This is a genomic window from Cellulosimicrobium sp. BMG9.23, from assembly GCF_059159985.1.
The window spans coordinates 244,207-264,310 of the sequence record NZ_JBZGBZ010000003.1; the positions used below are offsets into that span (position 1 = coordinate 244,207).

Consider the following 20,104-nt stretch of genomic DNA (forward strand, 5'->3'; position numbering starts at 1 on the left):
GTCAGCGCGGCAGGTGCGACTCGACCAGCTCGACGATCGCCGGGTCGTCGGGCTCGGTACGGGGCCGGAAGCGGTGCACCTCGCCGCCCGGTACGACGACGAACTTCTCGAAGTTCCACGTCACGCGCCCGGCCTTGCCGTCGGCGTCGGGCGTCTTCCTGAGCTCGGTGTACAGCGGGTGGGCGTGCCGCCCGTTGACGCGCACGCGGTCCACGACGGGGAACGTGACGCCGTAGGTCAGGGAGCAGAACTCCTGGACCGCCTCGTTGCTGCTGAGCTCCTGGAGGAACTGGTTGCTCGGGAAGCCGATGACCTGGAACCCGCGCTCGCCGTACTCCTTCTGCATCCGCTCGAGCGTCGCGTACTGCGGCGCGAGCCCGCACCGCGACGCGACGTTGACGACGAGCACCACGTCGTCACGGTGCTCGCCGAGCGTGTGCGTCGAGCCGTCCATCGCCTGGAACGGGATGTCGTAGAGGGTCATACGCCCCATCCTGCACCGTCGCGGCCGGAAGCCCGTCCCGAGATCGACCCGTCCGTCCCGAGATCGACCTTCGGAGGGTCGACGTCGCGACGGACGGGTCGATCTCGGTACGGTCGGGGGGACGGGCGACGTGGCCCGGCTGGCGGTGGAGGAGACGGCATGCGGATCGACGGCACGGTGGCGCTCGTGACGGGGGGAGCGTCCGGGCTGGGACGTGCGACGGTCGAGGGGCTGGTCGGCGCCGGGGCGCGCGTCGTCGTGGCCGACCTCGCGTCGTCGGACGGCGCCGCGGTCGCCGGCGCGCTGGGCGACGCCGTGCGTTTCGTCCCCACCGACGTCACGAGCGAGGACGACGTCGCCCGCGCGCTCGACGCCGCCGACGACCTGGGCGGGGCTCGCGTCGTGGTGAGCTGCGCCGGCATCGTCCTCGCGCAGCGCGTGCTCGGCAGGCAGGGCGTGCACGCGCTCGACGCGTTCCGCCGGGTCGTCGACGTCAACCTCGTGGGGACGTTCAACGTCGTGCGGCTCGCGGCGGAGCGGATGCTCGCGCTCGAGCCCCTGCCCGACCCAACCATCCCCGGAGCGGGAGGAGCCGACGGCGAGGAGCGCGGCGTCGTCGTGCAGACCGCCTCGGTCGCCGCGACCGACGGCCAGGTCGGGCAGGCCGCGTACGCGGCGTCGAAGGCGGGCGTCGCAGGGCTGACCCTCCCGCTCGCGCGCGACCTCGCGCAGCACCGCATCCGCGTCATGACCATAGCGCCCGGCATCTTCCGGACCCCGATGATGGCGTCGCTGCCCGAGGAGGCCCAGGAGTCGCTCGCCGCGCAGGTGCCGCACCCGAGCCGGCTCGGGCGGCCCGAGGAGTACGCGCGGCTCGTGCGGGCGATCGTGGAGAACCCCATGCTCAACGGCGAGGTGATCCGCCTCGACGGCGCGATCCGGATGGCGCCGCGCTGACATGCGACCCGACCCCACGCCCAACGACCCCGCGCCCACCGCACCCGCGCTCGACGCCGCCACGTTCCGCGCCGAGCTCCTCTCGCTCGCGACGCGCGAGCAGAAGCGGCAGTACGCGCGGTTCTTCCCCGGCGACACGTCGTTCGCCGGCGTGCGCATGGGCGACGTCTTCACGCTCGCGAAGCGCTCGCTCGCGATGCCCGTCGGCGAGATCGAGCTGCTCCTCGAGGACCAGGTCCACGAGGTGCGCGCCGGCGCGTGCTCGATCATGGGCAAGGCGTCCACCGCCCGCCGTGTCGACCCGGCGCGGCACGCCGAGCTCGTCGGGCTCCTGCTGCGCCGCCACGACCGCGTCGACGCGTGGGACCTCGTCGACCTCACGGCGCACCAGGTGCTCGGGACGTGGCTGCTGGACCGGCCGCGCGACCCGCTCTACGAGCTCGCGCGCGCCGCCGACTGGCCGCGCCGGCGTGCGGCGGTCGTCGCCACGGCCGCCTTCCTGCGCAAGGGTCAGGTCGACGACACGCTCGCGCTCGCGGAGATCCTGCGCGACGATCCCGAGCCGTTCGTCCAGAAGGGCGTCGGCTGGATGCTGCGCGTCGTGGGTGACGTCGAGCCCGAACGGTTCCGCGCGTTCCTCGACGAGCACGCCGGCGCGATGCCCCGGGCGACGCTGCGGGCCGCCGTCGAGAAGCTGCCGCCCGCCGAGCGCAAGGCCTGGGCGGCGTCGTGACCGGCGACGCGACCGTGTTCTTCGCCGACCTCCTGCGTGCGTGGGGCGCCGCGCTCGTCGCGAACGACGCCGCGGCGATCGACGCCTTCGTCGATCCCGGCTGGGTGCTCGTCGGGACGGACGGGAACGCCCAGGCGCGCGCCGACTTCCTCGCCGCGGTCGCCTCGGGCCACCTCGTCCACACCGAGATGTCGTCGCAGCTGGTCACCGCGAGCGTGCACGACGACGTCGCCGTCACCCTCGCGCGCGGCGTCTCGGCAGGCACGTGGCAGGGTGCGCCGTTCCGCGACGACGAGTGGTCGGTCGACACGTTCGTCCGGCGCGACGGCCGGTGGCGCTGCGTCCACACCGCGGTCGTCCCCGCCGGAACGCCGGCGTAGCCCGACCCGACGAGCGGCTCAGAGCCAGCGGCGCCACTTGAAGATGCCCCAGAGCCCGAGTCCGAAGCCTGCCATGAGGGTGAGCGCGTACGGGTAGCCCCAGGTCCAGTGGAGCTCGGGCATGTGGTCGAAGTTCATGCCGTAGATGCCGGCGATGAGGGTCGGGGTGAACAGGATCGCGGCCCAGGAGGAGATCTTCTTGACCTGCTCGCCCTGGTCGATCGTCTCCTCGGCGAGGCGGCGGCTCTCCTCGCCCTGCGCGAGGCTGGCGCTCGACATGCGGCGCATGGCGTCGTTCTGCTCGAGCGTGACGAGGGTGGAGTGGACGGTGAGGGCGTTCTCGAGGACCGCCCGGATCCCGTCGACGCGTTCGGTGATGCGGATGGTGTGGTCCAGGACGTTGCGCATCCGGTTCTGCACGTCGTCGTCGGTCCCGTACCGTCCGGCGCCGCGCAGCAGGCCCTGGATCATGTCGGGCAGCGGGCTGACCGCCCGTTGGAGCGCGATGACCTGGGAGAGCAGGAGGTAGATCCGCTTGGACAGGGTGGGATCGACGTCGCCCTGGCCGAACAGGCTGTCCTCGACCTCGTCGATGTCGTGCACCAGGCCGGCGACGACAGGGGCGTAGCCGTCGACGATGACGTCGAGGAACGCGGTGAGCATCGCCTCCGGTCCCTTGCCGAGAAACGCGGGGTCGGCTTCGAGGGCGTCGCGGGCGGGTGTCAGGTCGAGCCGGTTCCCGTGCCGGACCGTGATGACGAACCGGGGACCGACGAACAGGTGGACCTCGCCGATGTCGACGCGCTCGGCCCGGTCGTCGTACCAGGCGGGGCGGATCACGACGAAGACCGTGCCGCCGTACCGTTCGAGCTTCGCGCGCTGGTGTCCCTTGTGGGCGTCCTCGACGGCGAGGGGGTGCAGCCCGAAACGTGCGGCGGCGGTCTCGAGGTCGTCCTCGCTCGGTTCCAGCAGCCCGATCCACGCGACGCCTCTCGAGCGCTCCAGGTCGTCGGCGGCGTGCTGCAGGTCGGGCGGGGACGCGACGAGGTGCCCGTCGACGTAGATCCGGCTGTCGATCGTCGTCATCGGTCGGCCCCCTCGTCTTCCCCGCCTTCGTCCTCAGACGGCGGGCCCCACCAGTGCGACCAGCGTCTCACGGTCGGCCGCGGCGAGCGTGGGCACGGCGACGACGCCACGTCCCACCACGAGCCCGACGAGCATCGACGACACGATCGCCGCGCGCGGGGGAGACGTCCCGCGGTGCTATACCCGGCTCAGCCAGCGTTCTGTTCCGACGCGGGGCCCGTCGGTGAACAGCACCGCGACCGCCTCGGCGTAGGCCTGTGCGAACTGTCCTCCCGCGTCTGCCTCGGAGAACAGCTCGGCCTCACAGCCGAACGTCAGCGGGTCGCTCTCCAGGTCCGAGACGGCCTGTTCCAGTGCCGTACGACGGCGGTCGGGGTGCAGGGGGATGCCGTTGCCTGGGAGAGACGACCACACGGCGTGGGCCCAGTGGGCCGCGACGAGTGCTGCGACGGCGACGGGGCGGCCGTGGGCGAGGTTGTCCCGGACGACCGGAAGGATGAACAGCGGGATGCGGTCGCTGGCGTCGAAGCGGAGGCGGTCGACGGTGTCGCGGACGTGCGGGTTGCTGAACCGCTCGACGAGGGACGTGGCATAGGCCGACACGTCGATGCCTGGCACCGGAGGGACGGCCGGTGCTGCCTCGCTGAGGTAGGCGCGCAGGGTCGCCGCGACGAGCGGGTCGCGCATCGCGTCGTCGACGTAGGTGTACCCCAGCAGCACGGCAAGGTGCGCCAGGGCTTGGTGCCCGCCGTTGAGGAGGCGCAGCTTGAGCTGCTCGTAGGGGTCGACGTCCGGCACGACCTGCACGCCGACGGTCTCGAACGGTGGGCGACCTGCGCAGAAGGAATCCTCCAGGACCCATTGCAGGTACGGCTCGCAGACCACCGGCCAACCATCCTCGATGTCGCGTCGCTGCCGAAGCTCCTGCCGGTCGGCGTCGGTGGTGGCGGGCGTGATCCGGTCCACCATGGAGCTGGGGAAGGTCACCTCCCTGTCGATCCACGCGGCCAGGTCGGGGTCGAGGGCGGTGGAGTATCCGACGATGGCTCGCCGCGCGTGCCGGCCGTTGCCCTGGATGTTGTCGCACGACAGGACGGTGAACGGGCCGGTGCCTGCGGCTCGGCGCCGTCGCAGGGCTTCGACGATGAGTGCGAAGACGGTGGTGGGCTGGTGCGGGTTGTCCAGGTCGCGGCGGACGTGAGGCTCGTTCGTGTCGAACACGCCGGTGACCGGGTCGACCAGGTAGCCACCTTCCGTGATGGTCAAGGACACGATCTTGGTTGCCGGGTCGGTCAGCCGGCCCAGCACGGCCTCGGTCTGCTCCGGGGCGAACAGGTACTCGACGACGGAACCGACGATCCGGTCCTCGACGGTGCCGTCGGGGTGGCGTTCCATCAGGGTGTACAGACCGTCCTGGGCGTCCATGACGTCACGCATCACCGAGTCGGTGGGCAGGACGCCGACGCCGCAGATCGCCCAGTCGTGGTGGCCCAGGGCCAGGAGCCGCTCGACGTAGAGCGCCTCGTGAGAGCGGTGGAAGCCACCGACGCCGAAGTGCACGATGCCGACCGTTACTGCGGTGCGGTCGTAGGCGGGTCCGGGGACGTCGGTGTGCTGAGCGGTGCCGGCGTGGAGCGTCGTCATCGTGGTCCTCGTCGTGATCGGTGACAGGGTCGGTCGGCCGTCGACTACTGCCCGCCCATGCCCGTCGTCGCGACGCCCTGGACGATGCGGCGCTGGAAGAGCATGAACACGACGAGCAGCGGGACCGCGGCGACGACGGCGGCGGCCATGGTCTGCGCGTACTGCACGCCGTAGGCGCTCTTGACGGTCGACAGTCCCACGGGGAGCGTCATGAGCGCTGGGTCGTTCGTGACGATGAAGGGCCACAGGAAGTTGTTCCACGCGCCGATGAACACGAAGATCGCGACGGCCACGAGGATCGAGCGGGACAGCGGCAGGACGACCGTCCAGAACAGCCGCCACGGCCCGGCGCCGTCGATGCGCGCGGCGTCGAGCAGCTCCTCGGGGATCGCGTCGAAGAAGCCCTTGAGGATGAACACCATGACGGGTGCGACGACCTGCGGCAGGATCACCGCCGCGAGAGTGTCGACGAGACCGAAGACCTGCATCTGCTGGAAGAGCGGCACGATGAGGATCTGCGGCGGGACGAGGATCGCCGCGACCGTGAGCGCGAGAAGGGCCTTGCGGCCGCGGAACAGGGTGCGCGAGAACGCGTAGGCGGCCATCGCGGAGATGAGCACGGTGATCGCCGTGACGAGCACCGCGACGACGGTCGTGTTCCACGTCCACCGCAGGACGTCGCCGCGCGAGAGGACCTCGACGTACGCGTCGAGGGTGAAGCCCGACGGCGGGATCCAGGTCGCGCTCGTCGCGGCGTCCGTCTCGGACTTGAGCGACGTGTCGACGCCCCACAGGAACGGGATCAGCCAGGCGAGCGCGAGCACGACGAGCGCGGCGAGCGCGAGCCCGCGGGCCCACCGGCTCGTGCCGAGCGTCAGGCGGGTCATGGCGCGGTGCTCGGCAGCGCGTGCCCGACGGCGGTCGCGCGCGGTCGTGCGCGCGTCGCCGGGCCGTGCGGTCTGCCGGGCGTCGGGACGGTCGTCGGGACGGGCGTCGGGACGGGTGAGGTCGGTGGCTGCCAGGTCGGCCATGTCAGCGCTCCTTCCGGGTCGGCAGGAGCCGGACGAGGGTGAAGATCAGGATGATCGCGAAGAACACGTACGAGATCGCCGAGGCATAGCCGAGGCGGTAGTTCGTGAACCCGGTGTCGTAGATGTACTCGAGGATCGGCCGCGTGCTGCCGTTCGGTCCGCCCGCGGTGAGCAGGTAGACCTGGTCGAAGACCTTGAGCGACGCGAGCAGCTGGAGCACGAGGATGACGCCCGTGACGCGCTTCAGCTGGGGCAGCGTGATCGAGAAGAGCCGCCGCCACCCGCCGGCGCCGTCGATCGTCGCCGCCTCGTAGAGCGTCCCGGGGATGCCCTGGAGAGCGGCGAGGTAGAGCAGGAAGTTGAACCCGACCGTCCACCACACCGTGACCAGCGCGATGGAGAGCATCGCGACACCCTCCTCGGTGAGCCAGCCGACGGGTGCGATGCCGAGGTTGCCGAGCCACGTGTTGAACAGGCCGATGTCGGGCTGGAAGACCCACGCGAAGATCGCCGTCACGACGGCTACCGGCAGCAGGTAGGACGCGAAGAACGACGTGCGCCACAGCCACTGGCCTGGCAGCCCGGTGTGGACGAGCAGCGCCATGACGAGACCGACCACGACGAGCGGGACGGTCGACAGGACGGTGAAGATCACGGTGTGCCACAGCGTCTGCCACACCTGCGGGTCCGAGAACGCCTCGGCGTAGTTGGCGAGCCCGATGAGCTCGTTGCCCGAGCCGGTGAGGCTTCGGTTCGTCAGGCTCGTCCACAGGCCGGACACGATCGGCCAGCCGAGGAACAGGGCCGCCGCGAGGGCGAACGGCGCCACGAACAGGTAGCCCGAGCGGTCGCGTGAGCGCAGGGTGCCGCGAGGGCGGCCGGGTGCGGGGCGCGCTGGCCCGGGGCGCCCGGCGGCCTGTGCTCCGGCGGTGGGTGCGGCCGGCCGTGAGGCCCCGACGCCGGGGGTGCTGGAGACGGTCATCGTCGTCCTCTCTCGTCTCAGGCCGGGTTCGGGGTCTCGAGGAAGCGGTTCATCTCGCGCAGCATCCCGTCGACCGCGCTCGTCGCCTTCGCCCGGCCCTGGAGCGCGTTGGACATGGCGTCGCACATGCGCGCCTGGAAGTCGCTCCCGGCGCCCGCGAACCACACGGGCGGGTCGAGCACGACGATGTCACCGGCCGGTGCATAGTCGCGCTGGGGCGACAGCTCGCCGTACTCCGGCTGCGAAAGCACGGGCCGGTAGGCGGGGATGTGCCCGGCGCCCGCCCACGTGATGCTGCCCTCGGCGAGCAGGTTCGCCAGGACCCGGTACGTGGCGTCGCGCCGCGCCGGGTCGGGCGTGCCCTGGCGGGGCAGGACGAACGCGTGGGAGTCGGCGTAGTTCGCGGGCGTGCCGAACAGCGTCGGGAACGGGGCGCCGCCGACGTCGGGGATCTCGGCCTGGAACGCGGGCAGCTCCCACTCGCCGGAGACGATGAGGCCCGACCTGCCGGTGACGAAGCTCGCGATGGCCCCGGGATAGTCCTGGTTCGGCGGGGCCACGGTGCCGTCGAGCATCGCCTGCATGAACTCGACGACCTCGGTCGCGGCGCCCTCGTCGAGCTCGGCGGCACGGCCGGGGGTGAGGTCGTAGCCGGCGCCTGTCTGCGCGTACAGGCCCCAGAAGAGCCGCCACGACTGCGCCGTGTCGAGCAGGTACCCGAACGCCATGCCCGTGTCACCGGTGACCTCGGCCATCGCGCGGCCGGCGTCGAGGAACGCGTCGGTCGACGAGATCTCGGTGAGGAGACCGTCACCCCCGACCAGTCCCGCCTGGCCCGCGATCTCGGGGTCGTAGAACGTGATGAACGGGTGCGTGTCGAGGGGCAGCGCGTACAGCTCGCCCTCGAAGGTCGCGCGTTCCCAGACCGCGGGGGCGAAGTTCTCCTCACGGATCCCGAGATCGGCGAGCGCGTCCAGGTCGAACGGCTCGAGCAGGCCACCCGGCGCGTAGCCTGCCAGGCGCGACATGTGCATGACCGCGGCCTCCGGGGGGCGACCGCCCGACGACGCCATGGCGAGCTTCGTGTAGTAGGCCGAGCCCCACGCCAGCGTCACCGACTCGATCGACACGTCCGGGTTCGCGCGCAGCGCGGCCTCCTGCATGGACTGCATGCGCTCGCCGTCCGCGCCGGAGAACAGGTCCCAGATCCGCACCGGCGTGCGGTCCCCAGCGCTCGCGCTGGGTGCACACCCCGACAGGGTGCCGCCCAGGGCGACCGCTCCGGCGCCGAACAACGCGGCCTGGAGCAGTCCACGACGGGACAAGCCCGCTCCCCGGTGGGCGGTGGCCTCAGGGGAAGCGCCAGGTGGTGCAGTGCCGAGCGGGTCGTGGTGGCGGCCCGGTCCTCGTCGCGCGGTCATCCTCGACTCCTCGCTCTGGTGCAACGTTGCGTTCTAACGTTGAACCAAGATGGACTACGTTGCCTACCGACGTCAAGTGCACGCGACGGGCGACCGGTCGGACCAGCGACGGACGAGAGGGATGACGTGGGCGGACGACGCACGGACAGCGATGCTGCGGCGGGGGGCGGCGCCGAGCGCGAGCCCGACGTGGTGCCAGGGCGCCCTGCTCCGGCCAGGGCGCCGGGGATCAAGGACGTCGCGGCCGCGGCCGGGGTGTCGTGGAAGACCGTCTCCAACGTCGTGAACGGGACCGGGCGTGTCGGCGAGGCGACGCGGGAGCGGGTCGAGCGCGTCATCGCCGATCTCGGCTACCGGCCGAGCCTGGCCGGACGCCAGCTGAGGCAAGGGCGCACGAACATCCTCGCGCTCGCCGTGCCGGAGATCACCTCGCCCTATTTTGCCGGTCTCGCGCACGCCGTCATCGAGGCTGCGGACGCGCGCGGCTACCGGGTCTTCATCGACGAGACGGGCGGCGACCGGACGGCCGAGGAGGCAGTGGCGCGCGGGTTCGACGTCCGCCTCATCGACGGCATCGTGTTCTCCCCGCTCGATCTCAGCCTGTCCGACGTCGACCGGCTGCGCGGTGCCACGCCGATGGTGCTGCTCGGCGAGCGCCCCGCAGACCCGCGTGCCGGCGTCGTGCACACCGACCACGTGAGCATCGACAACGTGCTGGCCGCGCGCGAGGCGACCCGGCACCTGCTCGAGAGCGGACGGACGCGGCTCGCGTTCCTCGGCGCCGAGCCGGGGGTCCCCGAGCGGTCCGGGGCGCCGCGCCTGCGCGGCTTCACGCAGGCGCTGGCCGAGGCGGGACTGTCGGCCCGGGACGAGTGGGTCCTGCCCGCGCCGTCGTTCACCCGGGCCGTGGGCGCGCGCGTCGTGGAGGACGTCCTGGCGCGCCTCGGCGAGGTCGACGGGATCCTGTGCGCCAACGACCTGCTGGCGCTCGGCGCGCTGCACGTCCTGCGGTCGAACGGCGTGCGGGTGCCGCAGGACGTGGCCGTGGTCGGATGGGACAACACGGAGGACGGTCGGTACGCCAACCCGACGTTGACGACGGTCGCGCCGGACGTCCGGGCGATCGCCCAGCACGCCGTCGGGCGCCTCGTCGCGCAGGTGGAGGGCCGGCCCGGCGAGCCGTCGGACGCCGTCGTGCCGCACCGCCTCCTCGTACGGGAGAGCTCCCGAGCCGGCGGCTGATCGCGCGATATCCGCGCGGGGACGTCACCTGTGCGGCCATGGCGCTGGTACAACGTTGCATTTTTCGGCGCCGCGAGGTTGAATCATCGTGACCACCGATCATCGGCGACCGCGATGGAGAACGTTCATGACCCAGCCGCTGCCCCTCGACCTTCTCGACCCCCCGAGCGCAACGACGCCCGGCACGTCCCCCCGGACGACGCCGCGCCCCGAGTACCCGCGGCCCCAGGCGGTCCGCGAGCGCTGGCTCAACCTCAACGGCACGTGGGAGTTCGAGATCGACCAGGGCGACTCCGGGCTCGAGCGCGGCCTGCGCGAGCGCCCCCTGACCGGGACGATCACCGTGCCGTTCGCGCCCGAGTCCGAGCTCTCGGGCGTCGAGAACACCGACTTCCTCGAGGCGGTCTGGTACCGCCGTGAGGTGACGATCCCGGCCGAGTGGGCCGAGGTCGGCGACGACCACCACGTGCTCCTGCACTTCGGGGCCGTCGACCACGACACGACGGTGTGGGTCGACGGAGTCGAGGTCGTGCGCCACCGCGGCGGCTTCACGCCGTTCACCGCCGACCTGCACGGCGTCGCCCGCGCCGGGGACACGGTGACCGTCGTCGTGCGTGCGCGCGACCCGCGCGACGCCGTCCAGGCACGCGGCAAGCAGGCGACCTGGTACGCGAACACCCACTGCAACTACACCCGCACCACCGGCATCTGGCAGACCGTGTGGATGGAGCCGGTCCCGGCCGTGCACGCCCGCCGCCCACGCATCACGCCCGACGTCGCGAGCTCGGCGTTCGACGTCGTCGTGCCGCTGTCCGCGAACCGCCGGGGCCACACCGTGACCGTGACGGTTTCCGACACCGACGGCGAGGTCGGCCACGCCACCGCCCGTGGGGACCTCGACCTCGCACCGGCGCTGCGCGTCGTCGTGCCCGCGGACCGCGTGCGCCTGTGGGGACCGGGCCGGCCCAACCTCTACGGCGTGCTCGTCGAGATCCGCGACGCCGCGGGAGAGGTCGTCGACTCGGTGCGCTCCTACGCCGGTCTGCGCTCCGTGGCGATCGACGGCCGATCGCTGCGGATCAACGGTGAGGCGGTGTTCCAGCGCCTCGTGCTCGACCAGGGCTACTGGCCGGAGTCGCTCATGACCGCGCCGACCGACGCCGCCCTGGTGCGGGACATCGAGCTCGGCCTCGCCGCCGGCTTCAACGGCGCGCGCCTGCACGAGAAGGTGTTCGAGGAGCGCTACCTCTTTCACGCCGACCGCCTGGGCTATCTCGTGTGGGGCGAGTTCGGCGACTGGGGCGTCTCCGGCCAGGGCACCAAGGGCGACTACCAGCAGCCCACGGCGTCGTTCGTCGCGCAGTGGCTCGAAGCCCTCGAGCGCGACCACTCCCACCCCTCGATCGTCGGCTGGTGCCCGCTCAACGAGACGTTCCAGGACCTGCACGACCGCATGACCGTGCTCGACGACGTCACGCGCGCGATGTTCCTCGCGACCAAGCTCGCCGACCCGTCACGGCCGGTGATCGACGCGAGCGGATACTCGCACCGTGTGCTCGAGACCGACGTGTGGGACTCCCACCTCTACGAGCAGGACCCCGAGCGGTTCGCAGAGCTCGTCGGCGGCCTCGCCGACGGCACGCCGTACGAGAACCGCCGTGAGGACGGCTCCGTCTGGTCGCAGCCGTACAACGGTCAGCCGTACTTCGTCAGCGAGTACGGCGGCATCTGGTGGAACCCGGAGGCGGCCGCCGCCGCAGCCGGGAACGCGCTCGGCGAGTCCTGGGGCTACGGCCAGCGCGTCGCCGACGAGGAGGAGTTCCACGCCCGCTTCGCCGGCCTCACGAATGCCCTCCTCGGTGACCCGCTCATGTTCGGTTACTGCTACACCCAGCTCACGGACGTGTTCCAGGAGCAGAACGGCATCTACCGCTTCGACCGCAGCGAGAAGCTCGACGTCGCGCGCGTGCGCGCCGTCCAGGACCAGGTCGCCGCAGTCGAGACGCAGGACCTGGAGGACCCCGACACACGCAGCTCGGACGTCACCGCCGCAACGGCGTACGCATGACCGGCCAGCGCCCGTCGTGACCCTTCCCCGCACCCACGCGTCGTGCGCGGGTGCGGGGCATGGGCAGCAGTCGCCGACCGGGCAGGACCACATCCCGGAAAGCAGCGCGCTGAGCGTGGTCATCGGCGCCTCGATCGCTCTTGCCGTTCGTGCAGTCCTGACGCTCTCGTACTGTCAGTCCCATGACTCTGACGCTCATGTGCGGCCTCTCGTTCGCCGGGAAGAGCACGTTCGCTCGGCTCCTGGCCTCAGAGCTGTCCGCCGAGGTGATCAGCCTCGACGCCATCAACGCCGAGCGCGGGCTGGACGGTGGTCAGGGCATCTCGCTCGAAGAATGGGCGACGACGAACGGGTTGGCGCAGACGAGCGCCGCCGAGGCCCTGGCAGCCGGACGAGACGTGATCGTCGACGACACCGGATCACCGCGGTTCATCAGGGACCGATGGCGCCACGTCGCGGCCGAGGCCGGTGCAGGATTCGCCCTCGTCTGGGTGCACGTCGACCTGGCGCGACGGCGTGCCAGAGTGCTGGCCAACCGCGCGGTTCGCGAACGCGGTGACGTCACGGATGACGTCTTGGCCGCGCACGCCGAGGCATTCGAGCAGCCGGTCGACGAGCACCCGATCATCGTCGATGCGGACGAGACGGCCGATGCTCGGCGGGCGAGGGAGGTCGCACGCCTGATCAGGGGTCTCGGGGAACGGTGATCCAGCACGCTCGGAGGCGGTGGCCGCGTCCCCTCGAGAACGGGTGGTCGTCGGACGACGACCACGTTGTCCGTGACGGGACGGCGGTGCCGGCCTCGGGCTGGCAGGGACGTGTCAGCCGACCGTTCCGGCGCCGAGCAGCCCGATGCCGAAGAGGGTCCAGTCGTTGAGGATGTGCGCTCCTGCCGAGACGGCGAGATTCTTCGTCAGCAGGTAGGGGATGAACAGGATGATGCGAGCCACCCCGATGATCAGCAGCACCTGCACCAGGTTCCAGTCATAGGTGGGCAGGTGGATCAGCGCGAACAGCACCGCTGCGACCACGACGGCGATCGTGATCGAGGCCCGTCGGCCGAGGCGCCACGCGACGGTCGCCAGGGTGAGCACGGCCAGGAACGGCACCACCGTGAACACCTCCTCGCCGATCAGCTGCGGGATCATGCTGAGGAAGTACGCGATCCGGTCGCCCGTGCCGAGGTCGGCGAGCGCGTCGCCCGTGGGGTTCGGGTTGGCGTCGAAGAGGGTGGAGACGAGAGCGCCGACCACGAACGTCACGACGACGTTGAGCGCCGCGAAACCGACCATGAGACCGACGTCGCGCCCGCGCACCCGGCGGAACAGCGTGCCCCACGCCGCGCGCACGCCGCCCAGGGCCCACGCGAGGGCGAGGAGGGGGAGACCGGCGAAGAGCACGCCGCGCACGATGACGCTCAGCCAGGGCGGTCCCGGCACCCCGATGAGCAGGTCGCACGCGAGGGCCACGAGCCACGCCCCGAGGAGCACGGCCCACTGGGCGCCTGTCAGGCGCTGCGGGTCGCCCGTGTAGAGCGGGAAGTCGTGACCGCGGACCGGAGTGCCGCTCGTGGCGGGGATCGAGCCGTCCCCGGCCGTGGTCGAACTGCTCATGCTGGTCTCCTGGGACGGCGGTGACGCACTGCGACGCGGCCGGTGCGGCGTCACGGGCAGTATGCGACCCGGCTGCGGTGACCGCTCGCCCGAGGCCGTGACGCTCCGCACCTCCGCACGGTGCGATGCTGGCACCGTGCGCGTCGAACCGGTGTCCGAGGAGGTGCTGGTCCGGCGGGTCGTCGACGCCGTGCTCGCCCGTGCGGTCGGAGCCGGGGCGCTGCGCGTCCTCGTCGACGGTCACCCTTCGACCCGCCCGGAGGCGCTCGCGGACGCCCTCGTCGACCCGCTGCGGGCTGCGGGCAGGCCGGTCGCGCGGGTGCATGTCGCCGACTTCTGGCGATCCGCCTCGCTGCGGCTCGAGCGCGGCCGGGAGGACCCCGACGCGCTGCTCGAGGACCGGGTCGACGTCGCGGGCCTGAACCGCGAGGTGCTCGACGCCGTCGGGCCGGACGGCCGGGGCCGGTACCTGCCGAGCCTGCGCGACCCGGTGACCGACCGCGCGACGCGCGCGGCGTACGTCGAGGCGGAGCCGGGGCTCGTCGTCGTGCTGGACGGGTCGCTCGCGCTCGGGCGCGGGCTCGCGACGGACCTGACGGTGCACCTCGCGCTCCGGCCGGGGACGATCGAGCGCCGGACCACGGTCACGGACGCCTGGACGCTGCCGGCGTACGCGCGGTACGCGGCCGAGGCCGCGCCGGAGCAGGTCGCGGACGTCGTCGTGCGGGTCGACGACGCGCGACACCCGGCGCTCGTGGAGCGGTGACGTCCCTGGTCCTCGCCGTGCGGGACGCCCTCGTGCATGGAACTCTCGAACCTTGCCCGCCGAGCGAAGGAGTCCTCATGACCCGTCCTGCTGTCGAGCCGCTCGCCGTCCCCTCCTCCGACGCCGGCCTGCCGGTGTCCCGCCCGCCCGAGAACTTCCGGCCGGTCCGCAGCTGGCGCCTCGACTCGCTCGACGGGTTGTCGGCGCTGCGACGTGAGCTCGGGGAGGTGCTCGGGCAGTCGGATACGGGACCGGACGTCGGTCTCGCGCAAACGCCGGAGAAGGTCGTGCTCGTCGCGTCGGAGCTGGCCACGAACGCGCTCGAGCACGGGCTTCCCCCGACGGTGGTGCGGCTCGCGCGGGACCACGACCTGTGGCTCCTGGAGATCGCCGACCACGAGCGGGGCGTGCCTCCGGTCTACGCCGGGGAGCGGATCCCGGGCGCGGGCGGCATGGGCCTCCACCTGGCGAGGATGCTCGCGCTCGACGTCGGCTGGTACACGACCGGGACGACGAAGAACGTGTGGGTGACGTTCCCCGTCGACAGCCGCGACGGGAACGACGCGGCGCTACGCTGACGGGAGCGCCGGCCCGAGGTTGTGGCGAAATTCTCCACGACAGTGCTTCGTGGTGAAACTTTATGCCAGAATGGCGTCGTGTCACACCCAGTTCGCGACGCCGCCTGGATCGTCGCACTCGACGTCGGCGGCTCCGGGAGCCGGCTCGCCGCGCGCCGGCTGACCGCTGCGCCCGGGGCAGGGGCGACCCCGGACGACGTCGTCCACGCCGGTCGCCCGGTCGCGATCCGGCCGGACGGGAGCGACGCGGTGGACGTCGTCCGCGAGCTGCTGACCCGCCTGCGCGTCGACGCACCTCACGTGACCGGGGTCGTCGCCGCGGCCGTCGGGGCGACGGGACTCGCGACGCTCGTCCGGGACCCTGCCGAACTCCACACCGTGCTCCGCCGAGGTCTCGCCGCGCCCGCAGCCGCCGCCGACGGCGCGCACGCCCCGCGGACCGCCGTCGCCGCCGACGCGCTCACCGCGCACCTCGGCGCGCTGGGCGGTCGCGGGGGAGCGGTGGTCGCCGTCGGGACGGGGGCGATCGCGCTCGGCACGGACCTGCGCACGACGTGGCAGCGGGTCGACGGCTGGGGCCACCTCCTCGGGGACCTCGGCGCGGGCTCGTGGATCGGCGCGCAGGGACTGCGTGCTGCCGCCGCCGCGCACGACGGCCGCGCGAACGGCGGGTCCGCTGCCCTGCTGGACGCCGCCACGGTGCGGTTCGGACCTGTACCGACATGGCCGTCGCAGCTGTACACGCGTGCGGACCGTGCCCAGGTGCTCGGCTCGTTCACGCCCGACGTCGCGGCCGCGGCGAGCGCGGGGGACGCCGTGGCCCGGCAGATCCTCGCCGGGGCGGGCACCCACCTCGCGACGACGCTCGCCGCGGCCGTCGTCGACGGCGTCCCGCCCCTCGCCGCGGCGACGGGCGGCGTGCTCGGGATCGGGCCGCTCCTCACCGAGCCGTTCCGCGCGCGCCTCGCCGTGCTGCGCCCGGACGTCGAGCTCGTCCCGTCGGCGGGCACCCCGCTGGACGGCGCGCTGCTCCTGGCGGGACGGCTCGCGCAGGACCCGGCCGCCGTCGTCGGGCACGAGCCGTGGCTGAGCGTCTCCGGCACGGCTCCCACCGCACCCAGCACCGCACCGCACGCCGACCTCACCGAGGAGGACCCCGATGGCCGCTGACGGTCTCGTCCGCATCCGCCAGGCTCTGCCCACGCTGCGTCCCGCGGAGGCGCGCATCGCGCAGGCGGTGCTCAACGACCCGACGTCGGTGGTCGGGAAGACGATCACCGAGCTGGCGGCGCACGTCGGCACGTCGCAGGCCACGGTCGTCCGGTTCTGCCGCGCGGTCGGGTATGCCGGCTATCCCGAGTTCCGCATCGACCTCGCGCAGGCCACGAGCCGGCGCGCCGTCGAGCAGGAGCGGGCGAACGTCGCGCACGGCGAGATCGACCCGGACGACACCGTGCAGGACGTCGTCGAGAAGATCGCCTTCCACGAGGCGAGGACCATCGAGGAGACGGCGCGCGCGCTCGACCTCGAGGCACTCGAGGCCGTCGCCGCCGCGGTGGCGGCGGCGCCCCGCATCGACCTGTTCGGCGTCGGGTCGAGCGGGCTCACCGCGCAGGACCTCGCGCAGAAGCTCCAGCGCATCGGTCTCGTGTGCTTCGCGTCGCCGGACCCTCATGTCCAGCTCCAGTCCGCGGCGCTCCTCGGACCGGGAGCGGTGGCGGTGGGGGTCTCGCACAGCGGGCTCACGGTCGAGACCAACCACGCCCTGCGCATCGCGCACGACCGCGGCGCGACGACCGTCGCCGTCACCAACTTCCCCGAGTCGCCGCTCGTCGAGCACGCAGACCTCGTCCTCACGACGACCGCCCGCGAGACCCAGTTCCGCTCCGGCGCGCTGTCGAGCCGCATCGCCCAGCTCGCGCTCGTCGACTTCCTCTTCGTGCGCGTGGCGCAGCGGCTGTTCGACCGCACGACGGCGAACCTGCGCGCGACGTACGAGGCCGTGCAGCCGCACCGGCTCGGGTACGAGCGCCGGGCCCGCCCGTGACCTCCCGCCGGTCGCGCACCGCCGAGACCGGAGAATCCGCCCCGATCTCGCGTGATCCCGGGGCGGATTCTCACGTCTCGGCGGGCGGCGGTCCCGGCTACGAGCTCCGCACCGACCTGCTGACCCGGGTCGCGCACGCGCACGACGCCTCGCACTATCTGCTGCGGCCCGACGTGGTGGTGCGGGCGCACGACCGCGGGGGCGTCGTCGCGGCGATGCGCGAGGCGACGCGTCGCGGGCTGCCGGTGACGTTCCGGTCGGGCGGCACGAGCTTGTCCGGGCAGGCGTCGGGTGCCGGGATGCTCGTCGACACGCGCACGCGGTTCACGCGCGTCGACGTGCTCGACGGCGGTGCCCGCGTCCGGTGCGAGCCCGGCGCCACGCTCCGGCTCGTCAACGCGCACCTGCTGCGCCACGGTCGCCGGCTCGGACCGGACCCCGCGAGCGAGATCGCGTGCACGATCGGCGGGGTCGTCGCGAACAACTCGAGCGGCATGTCGTCGGGCACGACGCGCACCGCCTACCGGACGGTCGAGGCGATGACGGTCGTGCTCGCCGACGGCACGGTCCTCGACACCGGCGCGCACGACGCCGACGTGCGCCTGCGCGCCGTCCGGCCCGACGTCCACGCGGGCCTCGCCGCAATGCGCGACCGCGTGCGGTCGAGCGCGACCGCGCGCGCCGAGATCGAGCGCCAGTTCGCGATGAAGAACACGATGGGCTACTCGGTCAACGCGCTGCTCGACCACGACGAGCCCGTGAAGATCCTCGAGCACCTGCTGATCGGCAGCGAGGGGACGCTCGGCTGGGTCGCCGACGTCACGTTCCGCACCGTCCCGCTGCTGACCCACGCCGCCACGACCCTGCTCGTGATGGACTCGCTCGACCGAGCGACCGAAGCGATCGTGCCGCTCGCCGCGTCCGGTGCCGAGGCGATCGAGCTGCTCGACGCGGCCTCGTTGCGCGTCGCCGCGGCCGACCCGGCCGCCGACCCGTCGATGCGCGCGCTCGCCGCGGGGCCCGGGATCACGGAGCAGACGGCGCTGCTCGTCGAGTACCGCGCCGCGACCCCGGACGCGCTGGCGCCGCTCCAGGAGGCGGCGCGTGACGTCGTCGGCTCGCTCGCGCGGTCGCTGACGCCGGGGGTCCCGTCCGCCCTGACGACCGACCCCGCGACGCGCGAGCGCCTGTGGCGCGTGCGCAAGGGCCTGTACACCGCGGTCGCGGGCGCGCGCCCGGCGGGGAGCACCGCGCTGCTGGAGGACGTCGCGGTTCCGGTGGCGGACCTCACTGCGACGGTGCGCGACCTGGGCGGGGTCTTCGCGCGCCACGGCTACGACGACGCCGTGACGTTCGGGCACGCGAAGGACGGCAACCTGCACTTCATGATCACGCCGCGCCTGGGCGACCCGGCGGAGCTGGACCGCTACGCGGCGTTCAGCGAGGACCTGGTGGACCTGGTCCTCGGCCACGGCGGCACGCTCAAGGCCGAGCACGGGACCGGCCGCATCATGGCGCCGTTCGTGCGGCGCCAGTACGGCGACGAGCTCTACGAGGTCATGCGCGAGGTCAAGCGCCTGCTGGACCCGCAGGGTCTGCTCAACCCGGGTGTCGTGCTGAGCGACGACCCGGCCGAGCACCTCAAGCACCTCAAGGTCGAGGCGTCCGCCGGCGGCGAGGACGCGCCGCTCGTCGACCGCTGCGTCGAGTGCGGGTACTGCGAGCCCGGCTGCCCCTCGCGCACCGTCACGACGACGCCGCGCCAGCGCATCGCGCTGCTCAAGGAGCTGTCCGTCGCGAGCCCCGCCGAGCGCGCCGAGCTCGAGCGTGCCTACGACTACGCGGCCGTGCAGACGTGCGCCGTCGACTCGCTGTGCGTCGAGGCGTGCCCGGTCGGGATCGACACGGGCGCCGTGATGAAGGGCCACCGCGCCCGCGCGCACGGTCCGCTCGTGCGCCGCGGGGGAGAGATGGCCGCCGGGCACTGGGGCGCGGTGCTGACCGGGGTCCGCGGGGCGCTCGCCGTCGCCGACGCGCTGCCGACGCCGCTCGTGCGGGGGGCGTCGCAGGTCGGCCGGGAGCTCCTGGGCGACGACGTCGTGCCCCTCGCGGGCGCGGACCTGCCCGGGCCCGGGCGGCGGCGCGATCCGCACGAGCTGTCAGCAGGCGATGAGTCCCGGGGGTCACGTACCGCTGACAGGTCGCCGCGGGCGGTGCTGTTCGCGTCGTGCACGGGTTCGATGTTCGAGCCCGCCGCCGGCGGCGTCGGGGCCGAGGCGGCGCTGCGCGCGCTGTGCGAGCGCGCAGGGATCACGCTCGCCACGCCCGCCGGGGTCGGCGGGCTGTGCTGCGGCACGCCCTGGTCGTCCAAGGGCCTGCCCGACGGCGCGGCCACCATGGCACGACGGGTGCTGGACGCGCTGTGGGTCGCTACCCGAGAGGGCGAGCTGCCCGTCGTGTGCGACGCGTCGAGCTGCACGCACGGCCTCGTCGAGTCGGGGGACCGGCTCGCCGGCGACCCCGAGGCCCACGCGCGGTGGTCGAGGCTCCGGTTCGTCGACGCCGTGACGTTCGTCCGCACGGACGTGCTGCCGGCCCTCGCGGACCGGGGCGTGGAGATCGGGAAGGTGGGGGACGTCGTCGTGCACCCCACGTGCGCGAGCGTGCACCTCGGGGCCGTGGACGACCTGCGCGCCGTGGCGGAGGCCGTCGCCGAGCGCGCCGAGGTGCCGGCAGCGTGGGGGTGCTGCGGGTTCGCGGGCGACCGCGGGATGCTCCATCCCGAGCTCACGGCAGGTGCGACGGGTGCCGAGGCGCGCGAGGTCGCGGACCGCGCGCACGAGCTCCCGACGGGCACGTTCGACGCGTATGTCTCGAACAACCGCACGTGCGAGATGGGCATGTCCCGCGCCACGGGCGAGGACTACGTCCACGTCCTCGAGCTCCTCGAGGCGGCGACCCGTCCGACGCCGTCCTCGCGGAGGTAATCGCTTCCGGGGGGTTTCGCACGGCGGGTCGCCGCGGTGGCTATCGACGGAGTCGCAACTTTTGATTGACAGCCGACGAAAGGCT

19 protein-coding genes are annotated in these 20,104 nt (G+C 72.8%); 11 read left to right on the top strand and 8 right to left on the bottom strand.

Going from position 1 to position 20,104, the window contains the following annotated elements; translation table 11 throughout:
* Nucleotide 1: 1 nt before the first annotated feature.
* Nucleotides 2-484 carry a glutathione peroxidase gene (locus AC4H2G_RS05525; protein ID WP_494364751.1) on the bottom strand — a complete coding sequence of 161 codons (483 nt, stop codon included), beginning with the start codon at nucleotides 482-484 and terminating at the stop codon, nucleotides 2-4.
* A 159-nt stretch (nucleotides 485-643) separates the two neighbouring features.
* Here AC4H2G_RS05525 and AC4H2G_RS05530 point away from each other — a divergent pair, with 159 nt between their 5' ends.
* The 3 genes from AC4H2G_RS05530 to AC4H2G_RS05540 are packed head-to-tail and all read left to right on the top strand — an operon-like array spanning nucleotide 644 to nucleotide 2,554.
* Complete coding sequence (locus AC4H2G_RS05530; RefSeq protein ID WP_494364752.1) at nucleotides 644-1,441, top strand: SDR family NAD(P)-dependent oxidoreductase; 798 nt, start codon at nucleotides 644-646, stop codon at nucleotides 1,439-1,441.
* Nucleotide 1,442: 1 nt separating this feature from the next.
* On the top strand, nucleotides 1,443-2,174 hold the full coding sequence (locus AC4H2G_RS05535; RefSeq protein ID WP_494364753.1) for a DNA alkylation repair protein: 732 nt from the start codon (nucleotides 1,443-1,445) through the stop codon (nucleotides 2,172-2,174).
* Nucleotides 2,171-2,554: a nuclear transport factor 2 family protein gene (locus AC4H2G_RS05540; protein WP_494364754.1), complete on the top strand. Its 384-nt coding sequence runs from the start codon at nucleotides 2,171-2,173 to the stop codon at nucleotides 2,552-2,554. The genes AC4H2G_RS05535 and AC4H2G_RS05540 overlap by 4 nt, the downstream gene beginning before the upstream one ends.
* Before the next feature lie 18 nt (nucleotides 2,555-2,572).
* On the opposite strand, the gene AC4H2G_RS05545 is transcribed toward AC4H2G_RS05540, so the two are convergent.
* Genes AC4H2G_RS05545 through AC4H2G_RS05570 form a run of 6 tightly spaced genes read right to left on the bottom strand, consistent with a single transcriptional unit; the run spans nucleotide 2,573 to nucleotide 8,622 of the window.
* Nucleotides 2,573-3,640, bottom strand: coding sequence for a magnesium and cobalt transport protein CorA (locus tag AC4H2G_RS05545; protein WP_494364755.1), 1,068 nt, complete (start codon nucleotides 3,638-3,640; stop codon nucleotides 2,573-2,575).
* A gap of 33 nt (nucleotides 3,641-3,673) precedes the next feature.
* Entirely contained in the window at nucleotides 3,674-3,784 is a 111-nt protein-coding gene (locus AC4H2G_RS05550; protein WP_494364756.1) for a TetR/AcrR family transcriptional regulator, read from the bottom strand.
* Between the two features lie 33 nt (nucleotides 3,785-3,817).
* Nucleotides 3,818-5,284, bottom strand: a complete 1,467-nt coding sequence (locus tag AC4H2G_RS05555; RefSeq protein ID WP_494364757.1) for a mannitol dehydrogenase family protein — start codon at nucleotides 5,282-5,284, stop codon at nucleotides 3,818-3,820.
* 44 nt (nucleotides 5,285-5,328) lie between these two features.
* Complete coding sequence (locus AC4H2G_RS05560) at nucleotides 5,329-6,306, bottom strand: carbohydrate ABC transporter permease (protein WP_494364967.1); 978 nt, start codon at nucleotides 6,304-6,306, stop codon at nucleotides 5,329-5,331.
* 10 nt (nucleotides 6,307-6,316) lie between these two features.
* The gene (locus AC4H2G_RS05565; protein WP_494364758.1) at nucleotides 6,317-7,297 is read right to left on the bottom strand and encodes a carbohydrate ABC transporter permease; all 981 of its coding nucleotides are present in this window, start codon (nucleotides 7,295-7,297) and stop codon (nucleotides 6,317-6,319) included.
* A 17-nt stretch (nucleotides 7,298-7,314) separates the two neighbouring features.
* A complete protein-coding gene (locus AC4H2G_RS05570; protein ID WP_494364759.1) occupies nucleotides 7,315-8,622 on the bottom strand; it encodes an ABC transporter substrate-binding protein in 1,308 nt (435 codons plus the stop codon).
* 222 nt (nucleotides 8,623-8,844) lie between these two features.
* Here AC4H2G_RS05570 and AC4H2G_RS05575 point away from each other — a divergent pair, with 222 nt between their 5' ends.
* The 3 genes from AC4H2G_RS05575 (at nucleotide 8,845) to AC4H2G_RS05585 (ending at nucleotide 12,735) form a co-directional block, all read left to right on the top strand.
* A complete protein-coding gene (locus AC4H2G_RS05575; RefSeq protein WP_494364760.1) occupies nucleotides 8,845-9,960 on the top strand; it encodes a LacI family DNA-binding transcriptional regulator in 1,116 nt (371 codons plus the stop codon).
* A 127-nt stretch (nucleotides 9,961-10,087) separates the two neighbouring features.
* Nucleotides 10,088-12,028, top strand: a complete 1,941-nt coding sequence (locus tag AC4H2G_RS05580) for a glycoside hydrolase family 2 protein (RefSeq protein ID WP_494364761.1) — start codon at nucleotides 10,088-10,090, stop codon at nucleotides 12,026-12,028.
* A gap of 182 nt (nucleotides 12,029-12,210) precedes the next feature.
* A complete protein-coding gene (locus AC4H2G_RS05585) occupies nucleotides 12,211-12,735 on the top strand; it encodes a P-loop nucleotide/nucleoside kinase family protein (protein WP_494364762.1) in 525 nt (174 codons plus the stop codon).
* Nucleotides 12,736-12,849: 114 nt separating this feature from the next.
* On the opposite strand, the gene AC4H2G_RS05590 is transcribed toward AC4H2G_RS05585, so the two are convergent.
* Nucleotides 12,850-13,641, bottom strand: coding sequence for a CPBP family glutamic-type intramembrane protease (locus AC4H2G_RS05590; protein WP_494364763.1), 792 nt, complete (start codon nucleotides 13,639-13,641; stop codon nucleotides 12,850-12,852).
* A gap of 136 nt (nucleotides 13,642-13,777) precedes the next feature.
* On the opposite strand from AC4H2G_RS05590, the gene AC4H2G_RS05595 reads away from it, so the two are divergent.
* The 5 genes from AC4H2G_RS05595 (at nucleotide 13,778) to AC4H2G_RS05615 (ending at nucleotide 20,019) form a co-directional block, all read left to right on the top strand.
* Nucleotides 13,778-14,407 carry a nucleoside/nucleotide kinase family protein gene (locus AC4H2G_RS05595; RefSeq protein ID WP_494364764.1) on the top strand — a complete coding sequence of 210 codons (630 nt, stop codon included), beginning with the start codon at nucleotides 13,778-13,780 and terminating at the stop codon, nucleotides 14,405-14,407.
* Between the two features lie 77 nt (nucleotides 14,408-14,484).
* Nucleotides 14,485-14,985 carry an ATP-binding protein gene (locus AC4H2G_RS05600; RefSeq protein ID WP_494364765.1) on the top strand — a complete coding sequence of 167 codons (501 nt, stop codon included), beginning with the start codon at nucleotides 14,485-14,487 and terminating at the stop codon, nucleotides 14,983-14,985.
* Between the two features lie 78 nt (nucleotides 14,986-15,063).
* Nucleotides 15,064-16,155: a BadF/BadG/BcrA/BcrD ATPase family protein gene (locus tag AC4H2G_RS05605; protein WP_494364766.1), complete on the top strand. Its 1,092-nt coding sequence runs from the start codon at nucleotides 15,064-15,066 to the stop codon at nucleotides 16,153-16,155.
* On the top strand, nucleotides 16,145-17,032 hold the full coding sequence (locus AC4H2G_RS05610) for a MurR/RpiR family transcriptional regulator (RefSeq protein WP_494364767.1): 888 nt from the start codon (nucleotides 16,145-16,147) through the stop codon (nucleotides 17,030-17,032). The genes AC4H2G_RS05605 and AC4H2G_RS05610 overlap by 11 nt, the downstream gene beginning before the upstream one ends.
* Nucleotides 17,029-20,019, top strand: coding sequence for an FAD-binding and (Fe-S)-binding domain-containing protein (locus tag AC4H2G_RS05615; RefSeq protein ID WP_494364768.1), 2,991 nt, complete (start codon nucleotides 17,029-17,031; stop codon nucleotides 20,017-20,019). The genes AC4H2G_RS05610 and AC4H2G_RS05615 overlap by 4 nt, the downstream gene beginning before the upstream one ends.
* Nucleotides 20,020-20,104 lie beyond the last annotated feature (85 nt).

Bases quoted from the DNA above. Each gene is read 5' to 3' on its own strand.
- AC4H2G_RS05590 (WP_494364763.1), bottom strand. From the start codon at position 13,641: ATGAGCAGTTCGACCACGGCCGGGGACGGCTCGATCCCCGCCACGAGC.
- AC4H2G_RS05610 (WP_494364767.1), top strand. From the start codon at position 16,145: ATGGCCGCTGACGGTCTCGTCCGCATCCGCCAGGCTCTGCCCACGCTG.
- AC4H2G_RS05565 (WP_494364758.1), bottom strand. From the start codon at position 7,297: ATGACCGTCTCCAGCACCCCCGGCGTCGGGGCCTCACGGCCGGCCGCA.
- AC4H2G_RS05600 (WP_494364765.1), top strand. From the start codon at position 14,485: ATGACCCGTCCTGCTGTCGAGCCGCTCGCCGTCCCCTCCTCCGACGCC.
- AC4H2G_RS05530 (WP_494364752.1), top strand. From the start codon at position 644: ATGCGGATCGACGGCACGGTGGCGCTCGTGACGGGGGGAGCGTCCGGG.
- AC4H2G_RS05535 (WP_494364753.1), top strand. From the start codon at position 1,443: ATGCGACCCGACCCCACGCCCAACGACCCCGCGCCCACCGCACCCGCG.
- AC4H2G_RS05580 (WP_494364761.1), top strand. From the start codon at position 10,088: ATGACCCAGCCGCTGCCCCTCGACCTTCTCGACCCCCCGAGCGCAACG.
- AC4H2G_RS05525 (WP_494364751.1), bottom strand. From the start codon at position 484: ATGACCCTCTACGACATCCCGTTCCAGGCGATGGACGGCTCGACGCAC.
- AC4H2G_RS05555 (WP_494364757.1), bottom strand. From the start codon at position 5,284: ATGACGACGCTCCACGCCGGCACCGCTCAGCACACCGACGTCCCCGGA.
- AC4H2G_RS05585 (WP_494364762.1), top strand. From the start codon at position 12,211: ATGACTCTGACGCTCATGTGCGGCCTCTCGTTCGCCGGGAAGAGCACG.
- AC4H2G_RS05545 (WP_494364755.1), bottom strand. From the start codon at position 3,640: ATGACGACGATCGACAGCCGGATCTACGTCGACGGGCACCTCGTCGCG.